This window comes from Pseudoalteromonas prydzensis (assembly GCF_001661495.1).
Classification (GTDB): Bacteria; Pseudomonadota; Gammaproteobacteria; order Enterobacterales; family Alteromonadaceae; genus Pseudoalteromonas; species Pseudoalteromonas prydzensis.
This window is the reverse complement of the sequence record NZ_BDDT01000012.1, coordinates 12,601-37,529: the sequence shown is the minus strand read 5'-3', so window position 1 is coordinate 37,529 and position 24,929 is coordinate 12,601. Positions and strand designations below refer to the sequence as shown.

The window sequence follows — 24,929 nt, the reverse complement described above, 5'->3', positions numbered from 1 at the left end:
GGCGCATATTTGATACGAGTTTGCTTATGTCTGATAAAAAGTGCGAGTTGGCGAGTTTTTCAAGATTAATTAAATAACGCCGCTATATACAACTCAAGGATTATCGCTACTTTCTTCTCTAACTTTACTCTCGCTAACTTTATATAGCTCCAAAAACAAAAAACCCAGCAGAAGCTGGGTTTTTGAAATTCTTGATAACGTAAATATTAACGTTTTGAGAACTGTGGACGCTTACGCGCTTTCTTAAGACCCACTTTCTTACGTTCAACTTTACGTGCATCACGAGTAACGAAACCTGCTTTACGAAGTTGTGGACGTAGTGACTCGTCAAACTCCATAAGTGCACGAGTGATACCGTGACGGATTGCACCAGCTTGACCAGTAGTACCACCACCAGCAACGGTGATGTAAAGATCAAACTTTTCAGTCATATCTACAAGCCCAAGAGCTTGACGAACAACCATGCGTGCTGTTTCGCGACCAAAATACTCTTCTAAAGAGCGATTGTTGATTACGATGTTACCAGTGCCTGGGCGTAAGAATACGCGAGCACTTGAACTTTTACGACGACCTGTACCGTAGTATTGATTTGCCATGTTAGTGCTCCTTAAATGTCTAGAACCTGAGGCTGTTGTGCAGCATGGTTGTGCTCAGTACCCGCGTAAACTTTAAGTTTACGGTACATAGCGCGGCCTAAAGGACCACGTGGCAACATGCCCTTAACAGCTTTCTCGATGATCATTTCAGGCTTTGCAGCTTGAAGTTTATCAAAAGTAACAGACTTAAGACCACCTGGGAAACCAGAGTGTGCATAGTACACTTTATCTTTGAATTTGTTACCAGTTACAGTAACTTTCTCCGCGTTGATAACGATGATGTAATCACCAGTATCTACGTGTGGAGTATATTCAGCTTTGTGCTTACCGCGTAGGCGATGAGCGATTTCAGTAGCGATGCGACCTAAAGTTTTACCTTCAGCGTCAACTACGTACCAGTCACGTTTTACTGTTTCTGGTTTAGCAACAAACGTTTTCATTTATAAAAATCCAATGTTTTTCAATTAAAACCACAGGTAATTATTATTAATTACCGCTCTAAATGTTTGCTCCAACCCCTTCGAGTTTAAGACTTTAGCGCCATTCAAAAGAGGCTAATCTGATGAAGGCAATAGAACGCAACGTGGCAGACGCGGGAGTATACCAGCACTTTTATCACATTGCTACTCGACGGTTGTTTTTTCCGCAAGAAATTTGTTCTATCAGCTATCAGCTATCAGCTATCAGCTATCAGCTATCAGCTATCAGCTATCAGCTATCAGCTATCAGCTATCAGCTATCAGCTATCAGCTATCAGCTATCAGCTATCAGCTATCAAAACTTTGTCCCTATCAACTTCAGAGTCAAGAAAATCTTATCTTTACCTGACGGCTGACGGCTGACGGCTGACGGCTGACGGCTCAAGTTACGCCAAATGCTCTCTTGCTAAATACTCTAGCGACTGCATCTCTTGTAAACGGCTAATGCAACGTTTGAACTCAAAATTAAGATTGCCTTGGGTATAGAGTTCAGTGATCGGTTGTTCCGCCGAGATAATTAATGTTACATGGCGTTCGTAAAACTCATCCACTAAAGCTATAAAGCGACGCGCGGCATCATCATTATTTTGCCCTAGTTGCTTTACGTTCGATAAGATCACGGTGTTATATAAGCGGCTTATTTCCATATAGTCGACTTGGCTTCGAGCGGTTTCACATAGCTCAGGAAAATCAAACATCACGATACAATCTGATACTTTACGTGTTTTGATCATCCGCCCTTCAATTTCAATAGCTTGATCAAGAACGCCTGGCTCCGGCGATAATTTATCAAAATACTCAAATAAGTTTTTATCAGCCTGAGCATCTAAAGGACTGTGGAAAATTTCTGCTTGTTCCAAAGTACGCAGACGGTAATCAATGCCAGAATCGACATTGACGATTTCAGTATTGGCGTTAACCAAAGCAATTGCTGGTAAAAAACGCGCGCGCTGTAAGCCATTGCGATATAACTCATCAGGCACTATGTTAGAGGTTGCCACTAACACAATACCACGGGCGAACAAGGCTTCCATTAAACCACCGAGCAACATGGCATCGGTAATATCTTGCACAAAAAACTCATCAAAACAGATAATGTCAGTTTCAGCTTTTAGAATATCCGCCACCACTTCTAATGGGTTAGCCGTGTTATTTAATTTTTTTAATTCATCATGAACACGATGCATAAACCGATGAAAATGCACACGCATCTTGCGCTTGCCGGGTAAAGCTTCATAAAAAGTATCAACTAAATATGTTTTACCGCGCCCTACTCCTCCCCAAAAATACAACCCTTTTATAGGCGGCGTGCTATCTTTATTAAAGAGTTTAGAAAACCAACTTTTAGTAGCCGGTTTCGCGGCCGTTAAGTCATCAAATAACCTTTGCAGGTGACGCACTGCGTTTTCTTGCGCGGCATCGTAAACAAAGTCATCGCGCTGTAAATCTTGTTGATATTTTTGCCAAGGAGTCATAGATAGTTACAATAAAACACGGTTTAATTTACGCAATATGTTAACACGCATCGTAACTCGGGGTATATTAGCAACAACAGGATTTATTCTTGAATACGCAATCAAGGCGTTATTTTTATTTTTTACGTATTAATTCCCAAAGGGGTAGAATTTATGGGCACAGTTACTTGGATCGGCATTATTGTTATTGTGGCAGTGGCTGCATTTTTCCTTGGTGCATTTGTAACCAAAAAACAATTTAAGCAAGATGAGTTAGAACAACAAGCTGAACAAGCTAAGAATGCCTTGGAGCAATATCGCCAAGACGTGGCTGATCATTTAGCAAGTACCAGTAAATTAGTTAGCAAAATGAAAGACAACTATGATCAATTATTAAATCATGTTGATGAAACTAATAAGCTATTACTAACTGATAAAAAACAGCACCCTGCTGAACCATTCTTCTCAAAAGAAACAACCGAGCAATTACAACGCTCTTTAAAAGAACGTCAAAGTGATCGCTCGTCAGCAAATGCGCAACCCGCTGATTATGTATCAGGTACCTCGGGATTATTTGCTGGCGAAGATAAAGTTTCAGAACATTCTAAAGTCTCTTGATGAACTTTTTTTTGACCCCATAGTCTGTAATAGAGCAGCTTATGTTTTATATACAGTTCTAAACCCCTTGCAATAGCTAGCTATTATAATGTGGTTAGAACGAGATTAATGAAGAAAGGCTGCATTTGCAGCCTTTTTTGTTTGTGCTTTTTCCTGTGATGTGGAGTAAACCCTGACTATGAAAATGAAATTATCGTTAATCAGTGCAGCAATGTTATCTACCAGCTTATTATTAGCCCCAGCTGTATCAATGGCAAAAATGCCTATCGCTGTGAATGGTCAACAATTGCCAACGTTAGCGCCAATGCTAGAACAAATAACACCGGGCGTTGTTAGCATTCAAGTCTCCGGCTCAAAAGAAGTACGCCGTCGCGCCGATCCGCTTGACTTCTTTTTCGGTAACCCGCAACCACGTAGTCAAAAGCGTGAATTTAGCGGCTTAGGATCAGGCGTTATTATCGATGCAGAAGAAGGTTACGTGGTTACCAATAATCACGTAGTTCAAGACGCAGAGAAAATGCTGGTAACCCTTGAAGACGGCCGCGAGTACGAAGCAACAAAAATTGGTAGCGATAAAGAGTCAGATATCGCGTTACTACAGATTGAGGCCGACGATCTTGTCGCAGTCAAGCTAGCTAATTCAGATCAATTGCGCGTAGGTGATTTTGCTGTTGCCATTGGTAATCCATTTGGTTTAAGCCACACCGTAACCTCAGGTATTGTTAGTGCCTTGGGTCGTAGTGGTTTAAATATTGAAGGTTATGAAGACTTTATTCAAACCGATGCAGCAATAAACCAAGGCAACTCAGGCGGTGCGTTAGTTAATTTAAACGGTGAGCTAATTGGCATTAACACCGCAATTTTAGGCGCCTCTGGTGGTAATGTTGGGATAGGGTTTGCCATTCCTTCAAACATGATGAAAAATCTCGTTGATCAAATTATTGAGCATGGTGAAGTGCGTCGTGGCTCTTTGGGTATTTCGGGGCGTCCTCTTGATGCTGGCTTAGCCAAAGCACAAAAGCTGGATGTAAAACAAGGCGCGTATGTTATGCAGGTAATGGATGATTCTGCAGCTAGCAAAGCAGGTATTAAAGCAGGCGATGTGATCACAAGCATAGATGGCAGTGAGATCAGTGGTTTCCATGAGCTACGCAGTAAAATCGCCACGCTCGGTGAGGGCCGAAAAGTTAAGCTAGGTATTTATCGTGACGGTAAAGTGCAAACAGTTAAAGTGACGCTCGATGGTGCATCAGGGTTAACTGCCTCAGGCGATGAACTCCACCCAGCATTCCAAGGCGCCACCCTTGAAAACACCCAGAAGAATGGTAATAAAGGGGTTGAACTTACCTCTGTAGATCCACGTTCTCCAGCTGCACGGGTTGGCCTTGAAGAAGGTGACATTATCATGCAAGTGAATCGTCAGCGCGTTGAAACAATTAATGATATGAATAAGATCATTGAAAATACCAAAGGTAACATTGTACTTGGGGTACAACGTGGCCGAGAATCCGTATTTGTATTAATTCAGTAACAACAAAGCGATTAAATCAATAAATAATAGCAGTGGCACTTGCCGCTGCTATTTTTTTTATGCCATCATTACAAGATTGCTCACTAAGAATAAGAAAATTGTGCTGAAATTCTTTAAGTTTGTCCTTCCTCCGCTGTTTGCGGGACTCGGCATCGCTTTTTTGGTGGTTTTTTTTAGCCCTAATATGCGTGCAACCTTATTACCCAATGTGCCTTTACCTAGCGCTATGAGTATTGACCACCTGAGTTTTGCCGATGCTGTAGAACGCGCAGCGCCATCGGTGGTAACCATTATTTCAGAGAGTATTTCAAAAGAACCGCGCTATAAACGACAAAATACCGTGCAAGAACTTGGCTCCGGCGTGATCATGTCGAGTGATGGTTATATTCTAACCAACTATCACGTGATCAATAATGCCGATCAAATTATGGTGCTGCTCACCGATGGTCGCCGTTATTTTGATGTACAGTTGATTGGTTTTGATACCATCACCGACTTAGCATTATTAAAAATCAATGTGGAACATTTACCAGTTATTCCAATCAGTGAGCGCTTTATACCACGTGTGGGTGATGTCGTACTTGCTATTGGTAACCCACTCAACTTAGGGCAAACAATCACCCAAGGGATCATCAGTGCGACTGGTAAACAAAAAATTACCGACAGCCCCTATAACAGCCTATTACAAATGGATGCAGCGATAAACGTGGGCAACTCTGGAGGTGCGCTGGTGAACTCTAACGGCGATCTTGTTGGTATCACTTCTGCACAATTTAAAACCCGCGAGAACTTAGATATTCAAGGTATCTTCTTTGCTGTGCCTTTTTCGTTAGCCAAAGAGGTGATGGATAAACTGATCCGTCATGGTCGCGTTGTACGTGGCTATTTAGGTTTCACAGGTACAGCTGTTGATAGCACAGGGAAAGAAGTCAGCGATAACTATACGCCAGTGGCAGGTCTGCGCATTACCAATCTTGATCCATTAGGTCCTGCATGGCAGGCAGGTATTAAAGAGCAAGATATTGTCGTAAAAATTGCTGGAGAAAATGTCACTAACCCACAAAAAACCTTAAATATTATAGGTAATTCTGAGCCAGGCCATGAAATTGAGTTTGAACTGTATCGCAGTGGAGAAGTATTAAAAGTAATGGTTAAAGTGGCAGAACTTGAGACTAAACTTTAAAACCTAGGGCCTAGAAGCTAGGACCTAGGTTCTAGGCTATTAACTACTTCGACGTTTGATATTTGCACCCAATGCACTGAGTTTATCTTCAATACGTTGATAACCACGGTCAACATGGTAAATACGATCAACAACCGTCTCACCTTGTGCCACAATCCCAGTTAAAATTAAGCTAGCTGAAGCACGTAAGTCTGTTGCCATCACTTGCGCACCAGTTAGGCTTTTAGTGTCACCACAGATAGCGGTATTGCCTTCTAAACGAATATTAGCACCCATACGCTGTAACTCAGGCACATGCATAAAGCGATTTTCAAAAATCGTTTCTGTGATTGTCGCACTGCCATTAGCCACCACATTTAACGCGGTAAACTGGGCTTGCATATCGGTAGGGAAACCTGGGTGTGGCATAGTTTTGATATTAACAGCTTTAAGCTCACGGCCACGCATATCAAGGTAAATACTGTCATCATGTATTTCAATCAAGGCATTACTTGCACGTAGCTTTTCAATGACTGGCTCAAGGCTGTGAAAATCAGTAAGTTTACATAGCACTTCACCGCCAGCCATCGCGGCTGCGACTAAGAAAGTACCGGTTTCAATACGATCAGGTAAAATGCGGTGCTCACAACCGTGTAGTTTTTCAACACCTTCAATTTCAATACGACTGCTACCGGCACCAGTAATTTTTGCCCCCATCGCGGTTAAACACACGGCTAAATCAATAATTTCGGGTTCACGAGCGGCATTTTCTAATACGGTTTTGCCGTCAGCCAAGGTTGCGGCCATCAATAAATTTTCGGTCGCACCTACGCTGACCATTTCCATATATATTTCAGCGCCTTTTAAACGCCCGTCAACTTTGGCATTGATATACCCATTTTCAACGCTTATAACCGCGCCCATGCGCTCTAAACCTTGAATGTGAATATCAACAGGCCGTGCGCCAATTGCACAGCCGCCAGGCAGCGATACTTGCGCTTGGCCAAAACGTGCAACTAATGGCCCTAAGGCTAATACCGATGCACGCATTTGCTTAACAAGCTCATAAGGGGCAAGGGTTTTATCCACTTTGCTACCATCGATAACAAGCTGGTCACCATGCCATTGGATTTCTGCACCTAGGGTTTTTAACAACGCTTCTGTGGTGCCAATATCACGTAGGCGAGGCACATTGCTAAAGGTACTTTTACCGTCAGCTAATAATGAAGCAAATAAAATCGGTAATGCAGCATTTTTAGCGCCTGAAATTGTGACTTCACCGGCAAGTCCGGTTCCACCCTGAATTACAAATTGATCCATGAGGAAACCTTTTTATTGAGGTAAAATGAATTTTTGCTCGCGCTTCCACTCGGTCGGCGTAAAAGCTTTAATCGACACTGCATGGATGGTGCCGTCAGAAATAGTGTTCATCAACGGCCCATAAACTAGCTGTTGTTTTTTGACACGGCTCAAGCCATCAAAGCAATCACCAACAGCGATGACTTCATAATGACTACCGTTGGCTTTGACATGTACTTCAGCTAATTGTAGCTCGTCGCGTAATAAGGTTTCGACCTGGCTTGTTTCCATAACTCTCACTCAAATAGGTTGGTAACCTGTCCCAATTGCATTAATTTTTGCAATTGCTCAGGAATATTTTGCAACTCAAGGTGAATACCTTGCTGCTTTAATTCTGCGAAAGAGTGAATTAACCAAGCTAAGCCCGCTGTGTCAACCCTAGACACCTCAGAAAGGTCAAAATACCAAGTTTTATGGTCACTTTGTGGTTTTTTATTCAGAAGTCGTTCAGCAGAAATTGAATTTCGAGTCAATTCACCACTGACTCGATATTGCTGTTCGCTCAGCTGAGTAACCGTTACTTTACTCATTACCGCCTTCGCCTCTAAATTGCACTGGTAACTTGCTTTTCTGTTCAAGTAAGTTACTTACATGGTCAATTCCTTGTTGGCGTAAAATGCCTTGGAATTCACTTTGCTTTGCATCCAATAAGCTAATGCCTTCAGCTACCATGTCATAAGCACGCCATTCACCACCGCGGTCTTCACGTACTTTAAAATCAATTTTAATTTCTGGCTTGCCCGGCTCAATAATTTTCGTTTTTACCAACACTAAATCTTGTCCGGCAAACTCTTTACTTGGGCCAAATTCTACTTTTTGGTTGGTGTATTGCGTAAACACCCCCGCATAGGTTGCGATTAGGTATTCTTGAAACACATCAATAAAGCGTTTAATGTCTTCAACAGCTTGTTTTTGCTCGGCCGGATCTTTAATTGAGCGTACTTTTGAAACATGGCTGCCTAACACCCGCAGTGCTGCATATTTATAATCAATATACGGCATCAATTCTTCTTTTACGATCACGCGTAAGTGCTCTTTATCTTTTTCAATTAAAGGCTGATCACGGGTTATACGCTGAAACGTATTATCTGAAACTTGGCGTACCATTTTATATGGGTCGGTTAAATCGACCGGCTCATTAGCTACACTGATTGCGCTGAAAGTAAGCGCCACTACCATTAAAAATTGTTTAAACATAATTGCTTACTCACCGCCTTGATTGAATAAAAACTGCCCGATTAACTCTTCAAGCACCAGTGCCGATTTAGTGTCGGTGATATAATCACCATCATTTAAGGCTTTGCTTTCAACACCGAATAACTCATCTAGCCCTAAATTTTTATCATCGCTGGTTACCGCAACGCCAAAACATGCTTGCTCAGCTGATTTTGGCGCAATAACCGGGTTAATACCTAGATACTGCTCACCTAAAATACCTGAGGTCAAGATTGACACTGAGCTGGTATCTGAAAAACGACATTGGTATTGCGCATCAATGGTCATATCAACCACGGGCACAAATTCTTGTGGATGAATTGAAATCGACTCAACTCGACCAACCACAACGCCACCAACCTTGATTGGTGCGCGTGCTTTTAACGAGCCAATGTTTTCAAACTTAGCTTTTAATAAATAGGTTTCGCCATTGCCGCTGATCCCTGCGTTAGCTACTTTTAACGCCAACATTGCAAATGCCGCGATACCTAACGCAACAAAAAAACCAACTAAAATTTCTAATTTCCGTGAATTCATTTTTTATACCTTAATTAGCTGGTAAACATTACCGCTGTCAAAATAAAATCAAACCCTAAAACAGCCAAAGAAGAGTGCACTACCGTCTCTGTTGTTGCTTTACTGATCCCTTCAGAGGTCGGTATACAATCATAACCTTTATAAAGCGCTATCCATGTAACGACAATGGCAAACACAAAGCTTTTGATCATGCCATTTAAAATATCTTGCTGAAATGACACTTGCGACTGCATGATTGACCAGAAGCTACCTGTATCTACCCCCAACCAATCAACCCCAACCAAGTGAGCACCAATGATTGCAACGGCTGAAAATATCAATGCGAGCAATGGCATACTGATAAAGCCCGCCCAAAATCGCGGTGCAATAATACGCTTAAGTGGGTCAATCGCCATCATTTCCAGGCTCGATAACTGCTCAGTCGCTTTCATCAAACCAATTTCAGCAGTCAACGCACTGCCCGCTCGTCCGGCAAATAATAATGCCGTAACAACAGGGCCTAACTCGCGCAATAAACTCAATGCCACCAACGGTCCTAAGCTATCTTCTGCGCCATAACCAACCAGTACAGTGTAGCCCTGTAACGCCAGTACCATGCCGATAAATAAACCCGACACCATGATAATCAACAGTGACTGCGAGCCTACCATATACAATTGACGTACCAGTAAAGGCGTGCCTTTTCTGAAGTTAGGAACATTCCACAGTGCGCCAACCAACATTTGTGTAGAACGGCCAAGCGCCGCAAAACGCCCTAACGTTTTATGACCTAGCATTTGCAAAAAATCGAACATTAGCGGCGCCCTCCCAGTAACTCTTGCTGGTAAGATGGTGCAGGAAAATGAAATGGCACAGGGCCATCTGATAAACCTTTTAAGAACTGCTGCACCAGCGGTGATTCATGATTACGCATTTCATCCGGGGTACCGCTGCCAATAACACCTTGATCAGCGATAATAATAACGTGATCGGCAATACTCATTACTTCGGTTACATCATGAGTCACTATCAGCGACGACAAACCGAGCACTTGATTAAGTGATTTAATCAGTTTAACCAACACGCCCATCGAAATAGGGTCTTGGCCTGCAAACGGTTCATCATACATAATTAATTCAGGATCAAGTGCGATAGAGCGTGCTAATGCAGCACGACGCGCCATTCCGCCTGAGAGCTCTGAAGGCATTAAATCCTGAGCACCACGAAGGCCAACGGCTTGTAATTTCATTAGCACTACTAGGCGGATTAAATCTTCACTAAGGCGAGTATGTTCACGCAGCGGAAACGCTATATTGTCAAACACAGACATATCGGTAAATAATGCGCCGCTTTGGAATAACATACTCATTTTGGTACGTGCAGCGTAAAGTTCTTTACGCGACATAGTTGGAATGTTATTACCTTCGAATAATATAGTGCCGCTATCTGGTTTTAACTGACCACCAATTAAACGCAACATGGTGGTTTTACCAATTCCGCTTGGCCCCATGATTGCCGTAATTTTCCCTTTAGGAACGCTAAAACTCATATTTTTATATATGCTGCGATTACCTCGAGAAAAACTTACATCCTTGATTTCTACTATTGGTTGCGACAAGTCGCTCTCCATTACTATATTCACTAGTTCTCCTATTTTAAGCGTTTTTACAGCAAGATGGAAAAAACAATTCGTAAAATTTTGTAATATTCTATGTAATAACAAGCAAAACCTTACAGCAGTAGGCTTAACAGACGCTTAAATAATTTTTTCTGAGGTAAAAATAACGACTTACTAACAAGTTGACCTGATTCTTTTATTTATACTTTCAGGTTGGCTTTTGTTACTATTTGCAGTCATCTTATTTTGAATAATTGGCGTAACACAATGGTGACTTCTTTTGTCATTTTAATTCTCGGGTTTGCAGCTCTCGTTTGGAGTGCAGATCGCTTTGTTTACGGCGCGGCTGCGCTGGCAAAAAATTTCGGTGTCCCTACACTAATTGTTGGCTTAACAGTGGTTGCTATGGGCTCGTCAGCCCCAGAAATGATGGTCTCAGCATCAGCTGCTCTTGCGGGTAAAACTGATACAGCCGTGGGTAATGCCGTTGGCTCAAATATCACTAATATTTTACTTGTGTTAGGTATTACCGCGCTATTGCGCCCTCTTTCAGTATCCTCAATGACCTTGAAGCGTGAAATGCCGCTGGTGTTGTTAGTGTCAATTGCTGCTTGGTATGTATTTTCTGATAACTACTTTTCATTTACAGAAGGCGTTGCATTAATCATTGGCTTTGTCGTATTTATTGCTGGCTTAGTTATTATTTCTATTCGCGCTAAAAACCAAGCTGATGACCCATTTGTCAGTGAAGCTTGTGAAGATGTGCCAGATAATGTGCCAACTAAGTCGGCTTTATTTTGGTTAATCATAGGTATGATATTACTGCCTATCAGCTCGCACTTTTTAGTCGGCTCTGCGGTTGATATTGCCAAATTCTTTGGCTTAAGTGATCTGGTCATTGGTTTAACCATTATTGCCATTGGTACTAGCTTACCTGAGCTTGCCGCCTGTATCGCAGGGGTACTGAAAAAAGAAGATGATTTAGCACTGGGTAATATTGTCGGCTCTAATATCTTTAACATATTAGCGGTATTGCCACTGGCAGGGATTATTAATCCAGCAATTATTGACCCATCAGCGGCAAACCGTGATGCACTAATAATGATTGCAGCCACCATAGCATTGATTGCTATGTCTTTAAGCTTTAAAGGCACTAGACGCATTAATCGAGTTGAAGGTGGCCTGTTATTGGTCGCGTTTTTAGTCTATCAAGGTTATATTTTCAACCAAGTTGCTTAATGCTACCCAAAAATGGATAACACGATGACGCAGTTAAATTTTATTGAACAAGGTAAGCGGGTTCTCGATATCGAGCGCCAAGCACTGACTGAGATAGTCCAATACCTAGACGAAAACTTTAATCGAGCTTGCCAACTAATGTATCAATGCCATGGCAGGATCATTGTAGTGGGTATGGGAAAATCCGGTCATATTGGCAATAAAATTGCTGCAACATTGGCAAGTACCGGTACACCAGCGTTTTTTGTTCATCCTGGTGAAGCAAGCCATGGCGATTTAGGGATGATCACCCGCGATGATGTAGTCATGTTGCTATCCAACTCAGGTGAAACCAGCGAAGTACTCAATATAATTCCAGTTATTAAACGTATTGGCGCAAAAATGATTGCCATGACCGGTAATCCAGCATCGTCAATGGCAAAGTGGGCGGATGCTCATGTATGTATTAAAGTAAGCCAAGAAGCCTGCCCATTAGGGCTTGCACCTACAGCCAGCACCACAGCCACGCTCGCGATGGGTGATGCAATCGCTGTTGCGCTGCTAGAGACTCGCGGATTTACCGCCGACGACTTTGCACTATCACACCCAGGTGGCAGCTTAGGTAAACGCTTACTGCTATGCTTAAAAGATATTATGCACAGTGGTGATGCAACACCTATCATTAATGACAAACAATGCATCAAAGATGCGTTAATTGAAATGTCTGCCAAAGGCTTAGGTATGACCGCTATTGTTGATGATAACAACCAGCTTGCAGGATTGTTTACTGACGGTGATTTACGCCGTATTTTAGAGCAACGGGTTGATATTCATAGCACTTTGATAAGCACTGTAATGACCCGTTCTTGTACTACAGCAACCGCAGATATGCTCGCCGCAGAGGCACTCAACATTATGGAAAATAAGCGTATCAACGGCTTAATTGTGATTGATGATAATCAACATCCTATTGGTGCACTGAACATGCAGGATTTGCTAAAAGCAGGAGTTTTATAATGCAGTTTGCTGATTTATACCAGCCGCTTTGTGATGATGTACGCAGCCGCGCACAGAAAATTAAACTGCTTATTTGCGACATTGATGGCGTATTTTCAGATGGCCGTATTTATTTAGGCAACCAGGGTGAAGAGCTAAAAGCCTTTAATACCAAAGACGGCTTTGGCATTAAAGCCTTGATCAACAGTGGTTTTGAAGTCGCCGTGATCACCGGTCGTCATTCACAGATAGTTCAGCAACGAATGACTAGCCTGACTGTACCGCATATTTATCAAGGCCAAGAAAATAAGTTGCAAGCTTATCAACAGCTCAAAGATAAACTGCAGTTAACTGATGAGCAAATTGCCTACATTGGTGACGACGGTCCTGATATGCCAGTGATGGAATTGGTGGGGTTTGCGGTGGCAGTAAATGATGCGCATCCACTCATAAAACGTATTTCACATTATACAACTATGTTACCGGGTGGCTTTGGTGCAGTGCGTGAGTTAACTGATTTACTGATGCTTGAAAATGGTAAATCATTAACCTGCGAAGGAACCAGCTCATGAATAGTGCGCGTTTGATATTATGCGTATTGTTCGTCGTTTGTATGGTGTGGCTGTGGTTCCCTTATTTTAATCAGCCTACAACCACAGTACAGAATCAAGAAGATATAATAGCAAAACCTGATTACACAGCGGTGGCATTAAAACAAACCGCGTTTGATGAACAAGGTAAAATTAGTCACAAAGTAACCGCTGCAAAAATGGAGCTGTACCAGCAGTTAGGTTTCACTTACTTTGAGCAACCTATTTTTACTTTATATAATCAACAACAAACGTGGCAAATTAATGCAGACGAAGCCACCTTATATGAAAATCATCAATTAATTTTAGAAGGCAATGTGGTGGCTAAAAACCTCACCAACAACGCCATGATTGAACATATAAACGCAGACAACATTCAGGTTGATATTGAACTGCAAACCATGAGTTCTGAACAACCAGTAGAATTGATCGGACCAAATTTAAAGATCACTGGGCGCGGCCTCCATGCCGACTTAAAAGCCGAAGTGGTAGAACTAATTAACCATACGCGAACCATATATTATGACCAATAAATTTGCTCACTTGCTTGTTATACCAAGCTTATTCATAGCCTTTTCAAGTTTTGCAGAGACGGCCTCACCGCCTGCAGATCAAGTATCGATCAGTGCAGACAAGCAGCTTGCGCAACTGAAAGATAATATCGGTATTTTTGAAAAAAATGTTGAGATCATTCATGGTAACCGTCGTATCAAAGCTGATCGCCTTGAAGTGCACAAACGTGAAGACTTAGGCGATAATAAACAACTACTAGTCGCAACTGGCAGCCCGGCTTATTTTGAAGAAAAACAAGCCGATGGCACAATTATGAGCGCCAGCGCAGATGAAGTTCGTTACGACGTTGCAAAACGCTACTTAACGCTAATTGGTGACGCACAGGTTACTCAAGCAGGGCAAAAGATTAACGCTAAAAGCATTACCTACGACATGGACCAACAACTGATCAGTGCTGAAAAAGGCGCTAGTTCAGACGATCGCGTACACACCATACTCGTGCCTGTAGACAGTAAAAAAACCAAATCTAAAGGTCAGCCATGAGTACATTAAAAGCTGAATTTTTAGCTAAAAGCTACAAAGGTCGTCAAGTAGTCAAAAGTGTTGGTTTAGAAGTCACGGCTGGCAGCATTGTTGGTTTACTGGGCCCAAATGGCGCAGGTAAAACCACCACTTTTTACATGATTGTCGGTTTAGTGCCTAGCGACAAAGGTAAAATCAGTATTGATGATAATGACATTACCCTGCTACCAATGCATAGCCGTGCCCGCTTGGGAATTGGTTACTTGCCTCAGGAGTCATCGATATTTCGCAAGTTGACTGTGTATCAAAACTTGATGGCGATTTTAGAAACTCGCAAAGACCTAAAAAAACAAGCCAGAGAAGAAGCCCTCGACAGCTTACTTGATGAATTTAGCATTCAACATATTCGTGACAGCCAAGGTATGGCGTTATCGGGTGGTGAACGCCGTCGCGTTGAAATTGCGCGCGCTTTAGCCGCAAATCCAAAATTTATCCTGCTAGATGAGCCTTTTGCTGGCGTTGATCCTATTTCAGTGTTAGATATAAAGAAGATTATTGAACACCTTAAAAACCGTGGTATTGGCGTACTTATTACCGACCACAATGTACGAGAAACCCTTGATGTTTGTGAAAAAGCCTACATAGTTTCTCATGGGGAGTTAATTGCATCAGGCACACCTGAGCATGTACTTGCCGACCAAACAGTTCGCGATGTTTACCTGGGTGAGCAATTTAGGCTATAAAGCCACACTCGGTAAAGCATCTGCTAAACTTAACAATGACAACAATAAAAGGATTGTTAGAGATACATGAGGCAATCACTCCAGCTGCGCATGGGCCAGCAACTTACAATGACACCGCAACTGCAACAAGCTATTCGCTTATTGCAGCTCAGTACATTGGATCTCCAGCAAGAAATTCAAGAAGCGCTAGATAGCAATCCGTTGTTAGAACTAGAAGAACATGAATATTCAGAAGATGCTGCTGGCAAAAACGAACAAAAACAAGACAACGATGACTTAACTGTCAGTGCCTCAGCGGACGACAAGCCTAGCGAATACGAACAAGAAAGCAGCGAAGCATTAAGTAAAGAAACCCTCAGTGACGAAATGGCAATGGACGTCACTTGGGATGAATACATGAGTGCTGCGCCTAACAGTTCATCGGGGCCAATGCCCGAAGATGAATCTATTTATCAAGGCGCCTCAACAGAGACCTTGCATGAATATTTAATGTGGCAGTTACAGCTAACGCCCTTTAGCCCAACCGATGAAGCAATCGCCATTGCCATTGTTGAGGCCATTGATGACTCTGGTATTTTAACACTCAGCTGTGAAGACCTTGTAGAGAGCTTAAATCAAGGCAACAGCGAAGAAGAAATCGAACTGGACGAAGTGCAAGCGGTTTTAAAGCGCATTCAATTATTTGATCCTGTTGGCATTGCCGCGCGTAGTTTACAAGAGTGTTTATGTATTCAATTAAATCAATTTGATCCTGCAACTCCTTGGATTGCAGAGACAAAAATGATTTTAACGGATCATATCGATTTATTAGCTAGTCGCGACTATCGCACTTTGATGAAAAAGACTAAGCTTAAAGAAGAAGATTTAAAAGAAGTCATGACACTGATCCACAGTCTCAATCCAAAGCCTGCGGATACCATAGTACGGGAAGAGTCAGAGTACGTTATTCCTGATGTATCAGTGAAAAAAATTAAAGGCCGCTGGGTGGTTGAACTTAATCCAGACAGCATGCCAAAAATTAGAGTGAACAGCCAATATGCGGCCATGTCACGCTCCGTTAAATCGAGCACTGACAGCCAATTTATTCGTTCGCATCTGCAAGAAGCTAAATGGTTTATAAAAAGCCTAGAAAGTCGTAACGACACATTACTCAAAGTAACCAACTGCATTGTTAAACAGCAGCAAGGATTCTTTGAACATGGCCCTGAAGCTATGCGCCCGATGGTGCTAAATGACGTTGCTGAAATGGTTGAAATGCATGAGTCGACAATTTCTCGCGTAACAACCCAAAAATACATGCATACTCCACGGGGTATTTTTGAGCTAAAATATTTTTTCTCAAGTCATGTAAGCACTGAGAACGGCGGTGAATGTTCGTCTACCGCAATTCGCGCATTGATCAGAAAACTGATCAGCGCAGAAAACTCAGCGAAACCATTGAGTGATAGTAAAATTGCAGATATATTGGCAGAGCAAGGTATCAAAGTAGCTAGACGGACTATTGCAAAATACCGCGAGTCACTGGCTATTCCACCGTCAAATCAAAGAAAGAGTTTGATTTAAGGCGTAAAATCAAAAAAGGAAAATGCTTATGCAACTAAATTTAACTGGTCGTCACGTAGAAATTACTGATTCATTAAGAGACTATGTAAACAATAAGTTTGCGAAGCTTGAGAGGCATTTTGATCACATCAACAATGTCCATGTTATTCTTGACGTTGAAAAGCTAAGCCAAAAAGCAGAAGCCACAATACATGTTAGTGGCGCTGAATTATTTGCCTCAACTGAGCACCAAGACATGTATGCAGCCATTGACGGACTAATTGACAAACTTGACCGTCAAGTAATCAAACACAAAGAGAAGCACGCTCGACACTAATACTATGAAATTAAGCTCACTTATTTGCCAGGACTGCAGCAAAGCTGCGGTCCTTTTTAATAGCAAAAAACGGATCATTGAATTTATCAGCCAATTGGCTCATGAACAACTTCCTCAGCTATCACAACAAGAAATCCTCGATGCATTACTCGCCAGAGAAAAACTAGGCAGTACGGGGATTGGTCGTGGTATTGCTATTCCACATGGCCGTATGACGGGTATTGAAAGCCCACTAGCGATAATTTTAGTAAGCGAAACGCCCATTAATTTTGATGCGATTGATAACCGTCCTGTGGATCTCTTTATCGCCCTCATCGTACCAGATGGTGATAGCCAACTTCATTTAAAGACGTTAGCCACAATTGCTGATAAACTTAACGATAAAGATTTTTGCAAACAATTACGTAGTGCAAAAACAGATCAAGATTTATACCACGTTATTGTTGAGCAGTCGTAGCCAAATGAAGGAGAGTTTACATGGAGTTAATCATCATCAGCGGCCGCTCTGGCTCAGGTAAATCTGTTGCACTGCGCGTAGTCGAAGATCTTGGCTATTATTGTGTTGATAATATTCCAGTAAACTTATTACCTTCATTAGTGCGTAGTGTTTCTGATAATTACGACAAAATTGCAGTTAGCATTGATGTGCGTAATTTACCGAAAGAACAAGAAGAATTTAACGATATTCTTGAATACTTGCCAGGTTTCGCCAATCCAACATTATTTTATTTAGATTGTGATGATCAAACGCTGATCAAACGCTTTTCTGAAACTCGCCGCTTACACCCATTATCATTGGATTCTTTGCCGCTCGATTTAGCTATCAAACAAGAAAAAGTATTACTTGATGTGCTAACAACTCGTGCCGATTTTATGCTGGATACCACCGACCTTAGTGTCCACCAGCTGGCAGAGTCAATCCGTGAGAAAATTTTAGGTAAAAAAGACAAAAAACTAATCATTACCTTTGAATCATTTGGCTTTAAGTATGGCATTCCAAAAGAGGCCGATTACGTATTTGATGCGCGGTTTTTACCAAACCCACATTGGGAACCTGAGTTAAAGCCACTTACCGGCCTTGATCAACCAGTAAAAGATTATTTAGCCAGCCACAGCATCGTGCAAAAGTTCACTTGGCAGATCCAAACCTTTGTGCAAACTTGGTTACCACATCTAGAGCGAAACAACCGTAGTTATCTCACAATCGCAATTGGTTGTACTGGCGGTCAACATCGTTCAGTTTATTTAGCGCAAACCATTGGTGAAAGCTTTTCAATGAGCCACAGCAATGTAAAAATTCGCCACCGCGAGCAAGAATAACAACACACGCTTACAGTAAGGAATGTTGATGCGCTTAGAAGATACATTTTTAATAAAAAACAAACTGGGCTTACATGCCCGTGCAGCCAGTGTATTAGCACAATTAGCCGTGCAGTTTGATGCCAGTATCACGCTTCATCAAGACGATAAACAAGCCGCAGGCGATAGCGTACTGGGCCTAATGTTATTAGAAAGCAGCCAAGGCAAAGAAGTGAAAGTAGTCTGCGAAGGACCAGATGCTGAACCTGCTCTTGCTGCCATTGGCGAGCTCATCGCGCAACGCTTTAACGAGCAAGAATAGTCCGTAGTCAGCACAACAAAATTGCGTTAAACTGAATAAGTTGCTGGTTTAAGCAATCAGCCTGAATTATCAAAGTCTTGCCTACCCAATAAACTGTATTAATAACTTAAGGACGCCAATGCCAGAAGCTTTTGAACAAGATTATCCACTACAACAACTAAAACAAGTGACCAAGTCACTTAATAGTGGTCAATTTGTTCAAGTAAGGCGTATGTTGGCAAAAACGGCTCCGTGTGACACGGCGTTACTACTCGAATCATCCCCGCATAAAATTCGTACCTTACTATGGCAACTCGTTGATCCAGATGTACAAGGTGACGTACTCGAAGAGCTTTCTGAAGATGTTCGCTTAGGGATCATCGCCCAAATGGAACCGGAGCACATTGCTGCCGCGACCGAGGACATGAGCCACGATGATTTAGGGGAAGTATTACGTAGCTTACCTGACACCGTCTACCAAGACGTCGTCAGCGCCATGGACAGTCAAGACCGCGAACGTGCAACCCAAGCACTCTCTTATCAAGAGCGCTCGGCTGGCGCACTGATGAATACCGATACGGTAACCATTCGCCCAGACGTCACTATTGACGTGGTGCTACGCTACTTACGCTTACGTGGCGAGCTACCAGAGGGCACCGATGACCTTTACGTAGTTGATAAACATAACTGCTTTTTAGGCGCAATGTCGCTGACCACTCTACTCACCAACTCGCCGGACAAAATTATTCGCGAATTAATGGATGAAGATTGTGAATCAATCCCTATTTCCATGGATGAGAGTGAAGTAGCGCAATTGTTCGAGCGCCATAACTGGATATCGGCCCCTGTTGTTGATGATAACGACCATCTGCTAGGTCGGATCACCATCGATGATATCGTTGACGTTATCCGTGAAGATGCAGAGCACAGCTTATTAAGCTTAGCAGGTCTTGATGATGAAGAAGATACCTTTGCACCGGTATTAAAAAGCTCCAAAAAACGCTCTGTTTGGCTTGGGGTTAACTTATTAACCGCGTTACTCGCGGCTATTGTGGCAAGCTTCTTTGAAAACACCTTGGCGATTCTACCGATACTTGCAGTCCTCAATGGTATCGTGCCATCAATGGGTGGTGTTGCTGGAAGCCAAACATTAACACTAGTAATACGTGGTATTGCGGTAGGTCACATAAACCAAACTAACCAACGCTTTTTACTAATGAAAGAGCTGGCGATCGGTGCTATAAACGGCATGGTGTGGTCAATTTTAATAGCCGGTGTTGTTGCCATTTGGCAATGGGACTTTAAGCTTGGCGGCGTACTCGCCTTTGCCATGTTTATGAACTTAGTCGCCGCAGGTATTGCCGGTGCAAGTATCCCACTGATTTTGAAGAAAATGAAAATTGACCCCGCCTTAGCAGGCAGTGTCGTACTAACCACAGTTACAGATATCGTCGGCATCTTCGCCTTCCTCGGCACCGCCACATGGTTGTTGGTGTAGATAGGAATAAAGGTTCTAGGTTCTAGGTTAACATCGTAACGTAGGAAATGGCTTTAGCCATGAATGGTATAAATTTGCGCGGCATAAAGCCGCGCCTACGCAAATCCAAATACCTATGCCAATCCGTAGGCGTTAAGCTTACTGATGCAAAAACACCATGCGACATTTCAAACGCGGTGATGGGCCAGTTTACGACTATAAATAAATGGGAGGTAAAACATTCTTGGGTAGGGTTATAAGTGCATGCTCTCAATACAAAGAACAACATGCACTTATAATTTTGGTATCTAACATCCTAGTAAATTCCTTCTAGTGGGCTGTGAACTTATCATCCGATAATCATACCTGTATCATCCTTGTGGGCTTAGTCATTAAGCCAATCCTTTTGTATTTATATGATCCTTATAATTAAAGCCCAATCCTTGCTGCTTTAGCTTCATTCCTTTGATGCATTATCCATTAACTGTTTCCATTGCTGCGCGGTCCAAAGTGGCTTTGCGCTTACTGCGCCTCCTTGCTGGTTTTTCCTTAATACGTTATCCATAATGTTTCTCCTTGCCATCTAATGGGCAGATCATCCTTGTTGCGTTTAACACTGTAACTCTAACGACGTGCAATAATATAAATCGCATGTATTAGACCAGGAATATACCCTAGTAATGTTAACAAAATATTAATCCAAAACTGAGCACCTAAACCAACTTGTAAAAACACACCAAGTGGTGGAATAAGCACTGAAAATATAATGCGTATTAAATCCATTATTCTCACTCCCTGAAGTTTGCAGAAGAAAGCCCAGCACAGCTGGGCATTCGTGGCTTATAGATTATTCAGCTACAATAGTTAAGTTATCAACTACATCGCGAACATCTTCAGCATTCTTAGCAATTTTCACCGCTAGTTGTTTTTCAGCATCAGAGCCAACTGTACCATTTAGTGTTACCACACCTTTATCTGTATCTACATCAATATCGGTACCGCCCACTTCAGAGTTGAACAAGAATCGAGTCGTGATAACAGTAGTAATTTTAGCGTCCGTTAAGTCACTTTCAGTACTATCAGACTTCATTTTCTTGTTTTTTGTATCAACATTTTTAACAACTGTCAGCTTGTTATCAACATCAGTTACGCCATCAAGGCTTAATACAAGCTCTTCAGCTAGCTCTTTATCTAAATCGCTCTCAACTTTACCGGTAAGTACTACCTTGCCATTTTTTACATCAGTGTTAATGTCAAAGTTGTTTAGATTTGTGTTCATTAGTAGAACTGTTTCTGCCTTTCCATCAATCCAAGCATCTTTACTTTCATTTTCCCAGCTACTTGCTTGAGCACCCATAGCAGTAGTACCAAGAACTAACGCAGCGATAATTGATTTGTTAAATGTTTTCATAATCTTTCTCCTTTTGATTAAAGACAATATGATTAATGCGAACATCAGGCCAACTTTAAAATAATTTAAAATCAAACACTTAAATTTAAATCTATATAATCTTGCATTTTAGCTTGGTAAGAATTTACCGACTGCTCGGTAATTTATTCTGGTCGTTGCAAAATTAACTATTTAATAGCATTATTCGTTAATCTGTCGTTAATATAACAAACTCATTCAACAGCATAAAACCTAAATAACTGATTATTAATGAATTAAATAATGGCCTAAGCCTTGCTTTAGTTACAGCATTACAAAGTAATCGTACATATACACCAACAGCATCACTTATAAGGAATACGCCATGACTGTAAAACTAGAAGATCGCCCAATTGAGCAAGTGCGCGAACAAGTTATTGATCAATTAATTTATAACTACAGTCATGCAGTTATTTCAGCCGAGGCATTTGAGCGACGATTAGACCAAGCAATGGAAGCAAAAAATAACCAAAGCTTAATTGATTTGGTTAGTGATCTTGAACTCACTACCGATAGTAGTTACCAGTCGGAAAAGCGTGCACAGTTTAGCCCAAACTATAGTAATAAAAGCGGCGATGAAGCATTGCATCTTCGTAGTATTTTGGGCTCAAACGAGCGCAGTGGACAATGGGTAGTGCCAAAAGAAATTCATCTTACTAACTTACTGGGTTCTATTGAACTTGATTTTACTGATGCCATATTTCAGCATCAAAATATCACCCTGCATGTTAATTGCTTGCTTGGCAGTGATCAAATTTACGTACCAGAGCACGTCAATGTCGTATCAAAACTATTCAGTATTATTGGCAGTGTTGAAAACAAATCGGTGTCACTGAACAAGCAGCAAGGGCCAACCATTACTATCGAAGGTAAAGTGGTGCTTGGATCTGTAGAAATTAAAATCAAACGAACCATTAAGGAAAAGTTTGTCTCTTTTGCCAACAGCCTTAAAACCAGCTGGCAAGATATGAATAAACATTAGTGGGTAAAACACAGTTAAAGCTTAACACCTATAGGCGTTAAGCTTGCTGACGCAAAAAACACCGAAACAATATTGAATATTGCGGTGGCAAGCCACTCGCCTACAAGTGAGTAATTAAACACTGAAATTAACCGTTTACACCCGTAGGCGTTAAGCTTGCTGACGCGATTTTATAAATCGTTATTGCGCTCATTGGGTATATCGCTTAAATACTCAACAAACTCAACTTCAAACCCTGCTGGGTCAATAAAATAGACATTTTTGCGAAATGGATTTACCGCACCAGGCTTATCAATACTGTAACCTGCGTTTTCTAAACGCGAAATAACCGCTGCAATATTATTTGTAACATAGGCAAAATGCGCCAAACCAATTTGGTGCCCAGTTAAATCACGGTTGTGTTGTTCACCATGATCACTCAATGCTAAATACTGAAAGTCATCGCCAAAGTGCAACCATTTTCGTGGTTTACCGTACCACTCCCCTTCGCCTTGACTTCTTATAGACCAGTGCGGAAACGCCGCCTTATAAAAATGCAGCATAGCTTCAACATCATCAACGACCAAGTTCACGTGCTCTAAATACATAATTAAGTTCCTTTATATAAGTAATTAAAGCCACAATAAAACCTCAAGTAATATTGAGGTAAAGTGTTTTTTATAAAAAGTTTAGAAGTGAAAGGTATTAGGATAGAGGCGCTAGGTTTTAGGGCAGCACCGAGTCTCTTTCCTTGAACCTAGTGCCTTTAAAAAAATTTGCGCGGTGAACTTGTTCCTTTAATCTCTTCCTCTGTGAACTCTGTGTCCTCTGCGGTGAATAATTTACTAAAAAACTTTACCACCGAGAGCACAGAGGCGCTTCGCGCTACACCGAGAAGATATTACAACCGCGCGGCATAAAGCCGCGCCTACGCAAATTAAAACACCGATCAAAACTTAAAACTTATAGCTTATGACTTTAACCTAACTTCCCGCAATCTGCATTTGTTCAATCAATACAGAGCCGGTTTGAATACCACCGCGACGCTCTATGTCGCCACCTATGCCGCTGATGCCTTTAAACATATCTTGCAGCTTACCTGCAATGGTAATCTCGCTTACTGGGTATTTTATCTCACCATTTTCAACCCAAAAACCAGCTGCGCCTCGCGAGTAATCACCCGTAACGGTATTAACGCCTTGGCCCATTAACTCAGTGACCAATAAACCGGTACCCATTGTTTTTAACAACGCAGCTAAATCAGCGTGAGTTTGCTCAACTAGCCAGTTATGAATGCCACCAGCATGGCCGGTTGGTGTCATATTCATTTTACGCGCTGCGTAGCTTGCTAATAGATATGTTTGTAACTCGCCACCTTGGATAATTTCGCGGTCAATGGTTTTCACCCCTTCACTGTCAAAAGGTGAAGACGCTAAGCCTTTTAATATATGCGGGCGCTCTGCAATATTAACGCAATTATTGAATACTTGGTTGCCAAGGCTATCGAGTAAAAAGCTCGATTTACGATATAGCGCACCACCACCAATTGCCGATACCAAATGGCCAAATAAAGAATTGGCAATATCAGCACGAAACACAACAGGCACTTTCATGGTGCCTAGCTTTTGGCTATTAAGTTTTGCTAACGTTTCATGAGCGGCTTCAAGTCCAACCGCTGCCGCATCATTTAATCCAGCTTGGTCACGCGCAACGGTATAGGCCGAATCTCGCTGCATTTGCTCGCCGTCTTTACCAATCACCATAGTACTAATGCTGTGGCGCGTGCGTGGGTAACCGGTAATTAAACCATGGCTATTACCATACACTCGCAAACCTTGATGTGATGAGAAACTCGCACCATCAGAATTTACAATACGTGCATCAGCATTAAGCGCTGCTTGCTCTGCAGCATGGCAAAGCTCAATACCTTGCTCAGGGCTAACATCCCATGGATGATATAAATCTAAATCAAGTGGAGCAAACTCAAGTAATGCTTTATCAGCAACACCATTGTGCGGATCATCTGAGGTAAATTTAGCAATATCAATGGCTTTTTCAACCACTGTGCGTAACGTTTTCGGGTTTAAGTCAGCGGTTGACGCTGAGCCTTTATGATTACCAACATAGACGCTGATCCCTAAGCCGCCATCTTGGTTAAATTCGATTGTTTCGACTTCCCCCATGCGCGTACTGACAGATAAACCAGAGGTGCTCGACATCGCGGCTTCAGCGCCCGTAGCGCCGAGTTTTTTAGCGTGTTCTAACACTTCGGCAACGGCATCTTTAATTTGAGAAATTTGCGTATAAATAGGATCTTGCTGTTGGCTTTTCATCTTTTTAGTCCTGAGCTTAGAGCGTTTTGCGGGCGCAATCATAATACTTAAATGCTAACACACTCACTGCATTGCATCAGCTAATATTAATCATTAAAAGAATCAAGTATAATAAACACA

General features: G+C 41.9%; 31 protein-coding genes. 17 read left to right on the top strand and 14 right to left on the bottom strand.

All coding sequences use genetic code 11. The features are described 5' to 3' along the window. Positions 1-206: 206 nt before the first annotated feature. Positions 207-596, bottom strand: a complete 390-nt coding sequence (rpsI, locus tag A7968_RS17370; protein ID WP_016710054.1) for a 30S ribosomal protein S9 — start codon at positions 594-596, stop codon at positions 207-209. Between the two features lie 11 nt (positions 597-607). Further along, complete coding sequence (gene rplM / locus A7968_RS17365; protein ID WP_064667837.1) at positions 608-1,036, bottom strand: 50S ribosomal protein L13; 429 nt, start codon at positions 1,034-1,036, stop codon at positions 608-610. 122 nt (positions 1,037-1,158) lie between these two features. On the opposite strand from rplM, the gene A7968_RS17360 reads away from it, so the two are divergent. Next, a complete protein-coding gene (locus A7968_RS17360) occupies positions 1,159-1,431 on the top strand; it encodes a hypothetical protein (RefSeq protein ID WP_208855849.1) in 273 nt (90 codons plus the stop codon). A gap of 30 nt (positions 1,432-1,461) precedes the next feature. On the opposite strand, the gene zapE is transcribed toward A7968_RS17360, so the two are convergent. Beyond that, complete coding sequence (zapE, locus tag A7968_RS17355; RefSeq protein WP_064667835.1) at positions 1,462-2,550, bottom strand: cell division protein ZapE; 1,089 nt, start codon at positions 2,548-2,550, stop codon at positions 1,462-1,464. Positions 2,551-2,703: 153 nt separating this feature from the next. Between zapE and A7968_RS17350 the strand changes: the two genes are divergently transcribed. The 3 genes from A7968_RS17350 to A7968_RS17340 all read left to right on the top strand — a co-directional run bounded on the left by A7968_RS17350 (position 2,704) and on the right by A7968_RS17340 (position 5,861). Continuing rightward, positions 2,704-3,147, top strand: coding sequence for a Z-ring associated ZapG family protein (locus tag A7968_RS17350; RefSeq protein WP_064667834.1), 444 nt, complete (start codon positions 2,704-2,706; stop codon positions 3,145-3,147). A 178-nt stretch (positions 3,148-3,325) separates the two neighbouring features. After that, on the top strand, positions 3,326-4,678 hold the full coding sequence (locus A7968_RS17345; RefSeq protein ID WP_064667833.1) for a Do family serine endopeptidase: 1,353 nt from the start codon (positions 3,326-3,328) through the stop codon (positions 4,676-4,678). Between the two features lie 100 nt (positions 4,679-4,778). Then, entirely contained in the window at positions 4,779-5,861 is a 1,083-nt protein-coding gene (locus tag A7968_RS17340) for a trypsin-like peptidase domain-containing protein (protein ID WP_064667832.1), read from the top strand. Positions 5,862-5,900: 39 nt separating this feature from the next. On the opposite strand, the gene murA is transcribed toward A7968_RS17340, so the two are convergent. From murA to mlaF, 7 genes are read right to left on the bottom strand one after another with little or no spacing between them, the layout of a single operon-like run. Further along, entirely contained in the window at positions 5,901-7,160 is a 1,260-nt protein-coding gene (murA, locus tag A7968_RS17335) for a UDP-N-acetylglucosamine 1-carboxyvinyltransferase (protein WP_064667831.1), read from the bottom strand. A gap of 12 nt (positions 7,161-7,172) precedes the next feature. Then, the gene (locus tag A7968_RS17330; protein ID WP_064667830.1) at positions 7,173-7,430 is read right to left on the bottom strand and encodes a BolA family protein; all 258 of its coding nucleotides are present in this window, start codon (positions 7,428-7,430) and stop codon (positions 7,173-7,175) included. Positions 7,431-7,435: 5 nt separating this feature from the next. Continuing rightward, complete coding sequence (locus tag A7968_RS17325; RefSeq protein ID WP_064667829.1) at positions 7,436-7,729, bottom strand: STAS domain-containing protein; 294 nt, start codon at positions 7,727-7,729, stop codon at positions 7,436-7,438. Next, positions 7,722-8,396 carry an MlaC/ttg2D family ABC transporter substrate-binding protein gene (locus tag A7968_RS17320; protein WP_064667828.1) on the bottom strand — a complete coding sequence of 225 codons (675 nt, stop codon included), beginning with the start codon at positions 8,394-8,396 and terminating at the stop codon, positions 7,722-7,724. The genes A7968_RS17325 and A7968_RS17320 overlap by 8 nt, the downstream gene beginning before the upstream one ends. Before the next feature lie 6 nt (positions 8,397-8,402). Then, a complete protein-coding gene (mlaD, locus tag A7968_RS17315; RefSeq protein WP_064667827.1) occupies positions 8,403-8,951 on the bottom strand; it encodes an outer membrane lipid asymmetry maintenance protein MlaD in 549 nt (182 codons plus the stop codon). 14 nt (positions 8,952-8,965) lie between these two features. Then, on the bottom strand, positions 8,966-9,745 hold the full coding sequence (mlaE, locus tag A7968_RS17310) for a lipid asymmetry maintenance ABC transporter permease subunit MlaE (RefSeq protein ID WP_064667826.1): 780 nt from the start codon (positions 9,743-9,745) through the stop codon (positions 8,966-8,968). Beyond that, positions 9,745-10,560: a phospholipid ABC transporter ATP-binding protein MlaF gene (gene mlaF / locus A7968_RS17305; protein WP_064667825.1), complete on the bottom strand. Its 816-nt coding sequence runs from the start codon at positions 10,558-10,560 to the stop codon at positions 9,745-9,747. Before mlaF ends, mlaE begins: the two co-directional genes overlap by 1 nt. 255 nt (positions 10,561-10,815) lie before the next feature. Between mlaF and A7968_RS17300 the strand changes: the two genes are divergently transcribed. The 12 genes from A7968_RS17300 (at position 10,816) to mgtE (ending at position 20,107) form a co-directional block, all read left to right on the top strand. After that, a complete protein-coding gene (locus A7968_RS17300; RefSeq protein WP_064667824.1) occupies positions 10,816-11,787 on the top strand; it encodes a calcium/sodium antiporter in 972 nt (323 codons plus the stop codon). 24 nt (positions 11,788-11,811) lie between these two features. After that, on the top strand, positions 11,812-12,783 hold the full coding sequence (locus tag A7968_RS17295; protein WP_064667823.1) for a KpsF/GutQ family sugar-phosphate isomerase: 972 nt from the start codon (positions 11,812-11,814) through the stop codon (positions 12,781-12,783). Continuing rightward, on the top strand, positions 12,783-13,334 hold the full coding sequence (kdsC, locus tag A7968_RS17290) for a 3-deoxy-manno-octulosonate-8-phosphatase KdsC (protein WP_064667822.1): 552 nt from the start codon (positions 12,783-12,785) through the stop codon (positions 13,332-13,334). The genes A7968_RS17295 and kdsC overlap by 1 nt, the downstream gene beginning before the upstream one ends. Further along, entirely contained in the window at positions 13,331-13,885 is a 555-nt protein-coding gene (gene lptC, locus A7968_RS17285) for an LPS export ABC transporter periplasmic protein LptC (RefSeq protein WP_064667821.1), read from the top strand. Before kdsC ends, lptC begins: the two co-directional genes overlap by 4 nt. Further along, positions 13,875-14,408: a lipopolysaccharide transport periplasmic protein LptA gene (gene lptA, locus A7968_RS17280; protein ID WP_064667820.1), complete on the top strand. Its 534-nt coding sequence runs from the start codon at positions 13,875-13,877 to the stop codon at positions 14,406-14,408. Before lptC ends, lptA begins: the two co-directional genes overlap by 11 nt. Beyond that, positions 14,405-15,130, top strand: a complete 726-nt coding sequence (lptB, locus tag A7968_RS17275; protein ID WP_064667819.1) for an LPS export ABC transporter ATP-binding protein — start codon at positions 14,405-14,407, stop codon at positions 15,128-15,130. Before lptA ends, lptB begins: the two co-directional genes overlap by 4 nt. Positions 15,131-15,196: 66 nt before the next feature. After that, entirely contained in the window at positions 15,197-16,693 is a 1,497-nt protein-coding gene (locus A7968_RS17270; RefSeq protein WP_064667818.1) for an RNA polymerase factor sigma-54, read from the top strand. A 28-nt stretch (positions 16,694-16,721) separates the two neighbouring features. After that, entirely contained in the window at positions 16,722-17,009 is a 288-nt protein-coding gene (gene hpf, locus A7968_RS17265) for a ribosome hibernation promoting factor (protein ID WP_016710074.1), read from the top strand. Positions 17,010-17,013: 4 nt separating this feature from the next. Then, positions 17,014-17,466, top strand: a complete 453-nt coding sequence (ptsN, locus tag A7968_RS17260; protein ID WP_064667817.1) for a PTS IIA-like nitrogen regulatory protein PtsN — start codon at positions 17,014-17,016, stop codon at positions 17,464-17,466. Positions 17,467-17,486: 20 nt separating this feature from the next. Beyond that, positions 17,487-18,329 (top strand): RNase adapter RapZ, encoded by an 843-nt coding sequence (rapZ, locus tag A7968_RS17255; protein WP_064667816.1) that lies wholly within the window; start codon positions 17,487-17,489, stop codon positions 18,327-18,329. Positions 18,330-18,357: 28 nt separating this feature from the next. Then, on the top strand, positions 18,358-18,630 hold the full coding sequence (locus tag A7968_RS17250) for an HPr family phosphocarrier protein (protein ID WP_064667815.1): 273 nt from the start codon (positions 18,358-18,360) through the stop codon (positions 18,628-18,630). A 118-nt stretch (positions 18,631-18,748) separates the two neighbouring features. Beyond that, complete coding sequence (mgtE, locus tag A7968_RS17245) at positions 18,749-20,107, top strand: magnesium transporter (protein ID WP_064667814.1); 1,359 nt, start codon at positions 18,749-18,751, stop codon at positions 20,105-20,107. Between the two features lie 603 nt (positions 20,108-20,710). On the opposite strand, the gene A7968_RS17240 is transcribed toward mgtE, so the two are convergent. Then, a complete protein-coding gene (locus tag A7968_RS17240) occupies positions 20,711-20,869 on the bottom strand; it encodes a YqaE/Pmp3 family membrane protein (protein WP_064667813.1) in 159 nt (52 codons plus the stop codon). Between the two features lie 64 nt (positions 20,870-20,933). Then, complete coding sequence (locus A7968_RS17235; protein ID WP_064667812.1) at positions 20,934-21,497, bottom strand: BON domain-containing protein; 564 nt, start codon at positions 21,495-21,497, stop codon at positions 20,934-20,936. A 343-nt stretch (positions 21,498-21,840) separates the two neighbouring features. Here A7968_RS17235 and A7968_RS17230 point away from each other — a divergent pair, with 343 nt between their 5' ends. After that, positions 21,841-22,497, top strand: a complete 657-nt coding sequence (locus A7968_RS17230) for a LiaF domain-containing protein (protein ID WP_064667811.1) — start codon at positions 21,841-21,843, stop codon at positions 22,495-22,497. Between the two features lie 170 nt (positions 22,498-22,667). On the opposite strand, the gene A7968_RS17225 is transcribed toward A7968_RS17230, so the two are convergent. Continuing rightward, positions 22,668-23,084 carry a VOC family protein gene (locus A7968_RS17225; protein ID WP_064667810.1) on the bottom strand — a complete coding sequence of 139 codons (417 nt, stop codon included), beginning with the start codon at positions 23,082-23,084 and terminating at the stop codon, positions 22,668-22,670. Between the two features lie 375 nt (positions 23,085-23,459). After that, positions 23,460-24,809: a metalloprotease PmbA gene (gene pmbA, locus A7968_RS17220; RefSeq protein ID WP_064667809.1), complete on the bottom strand. Its 1,350-nt coding sequence runs from the start codon at positions 24,807-24,809 to the stop codon at positions 23,460-23,462. Between the last annotated feature and the right edge of the window lie 120 nt (positions 24,810-24,929).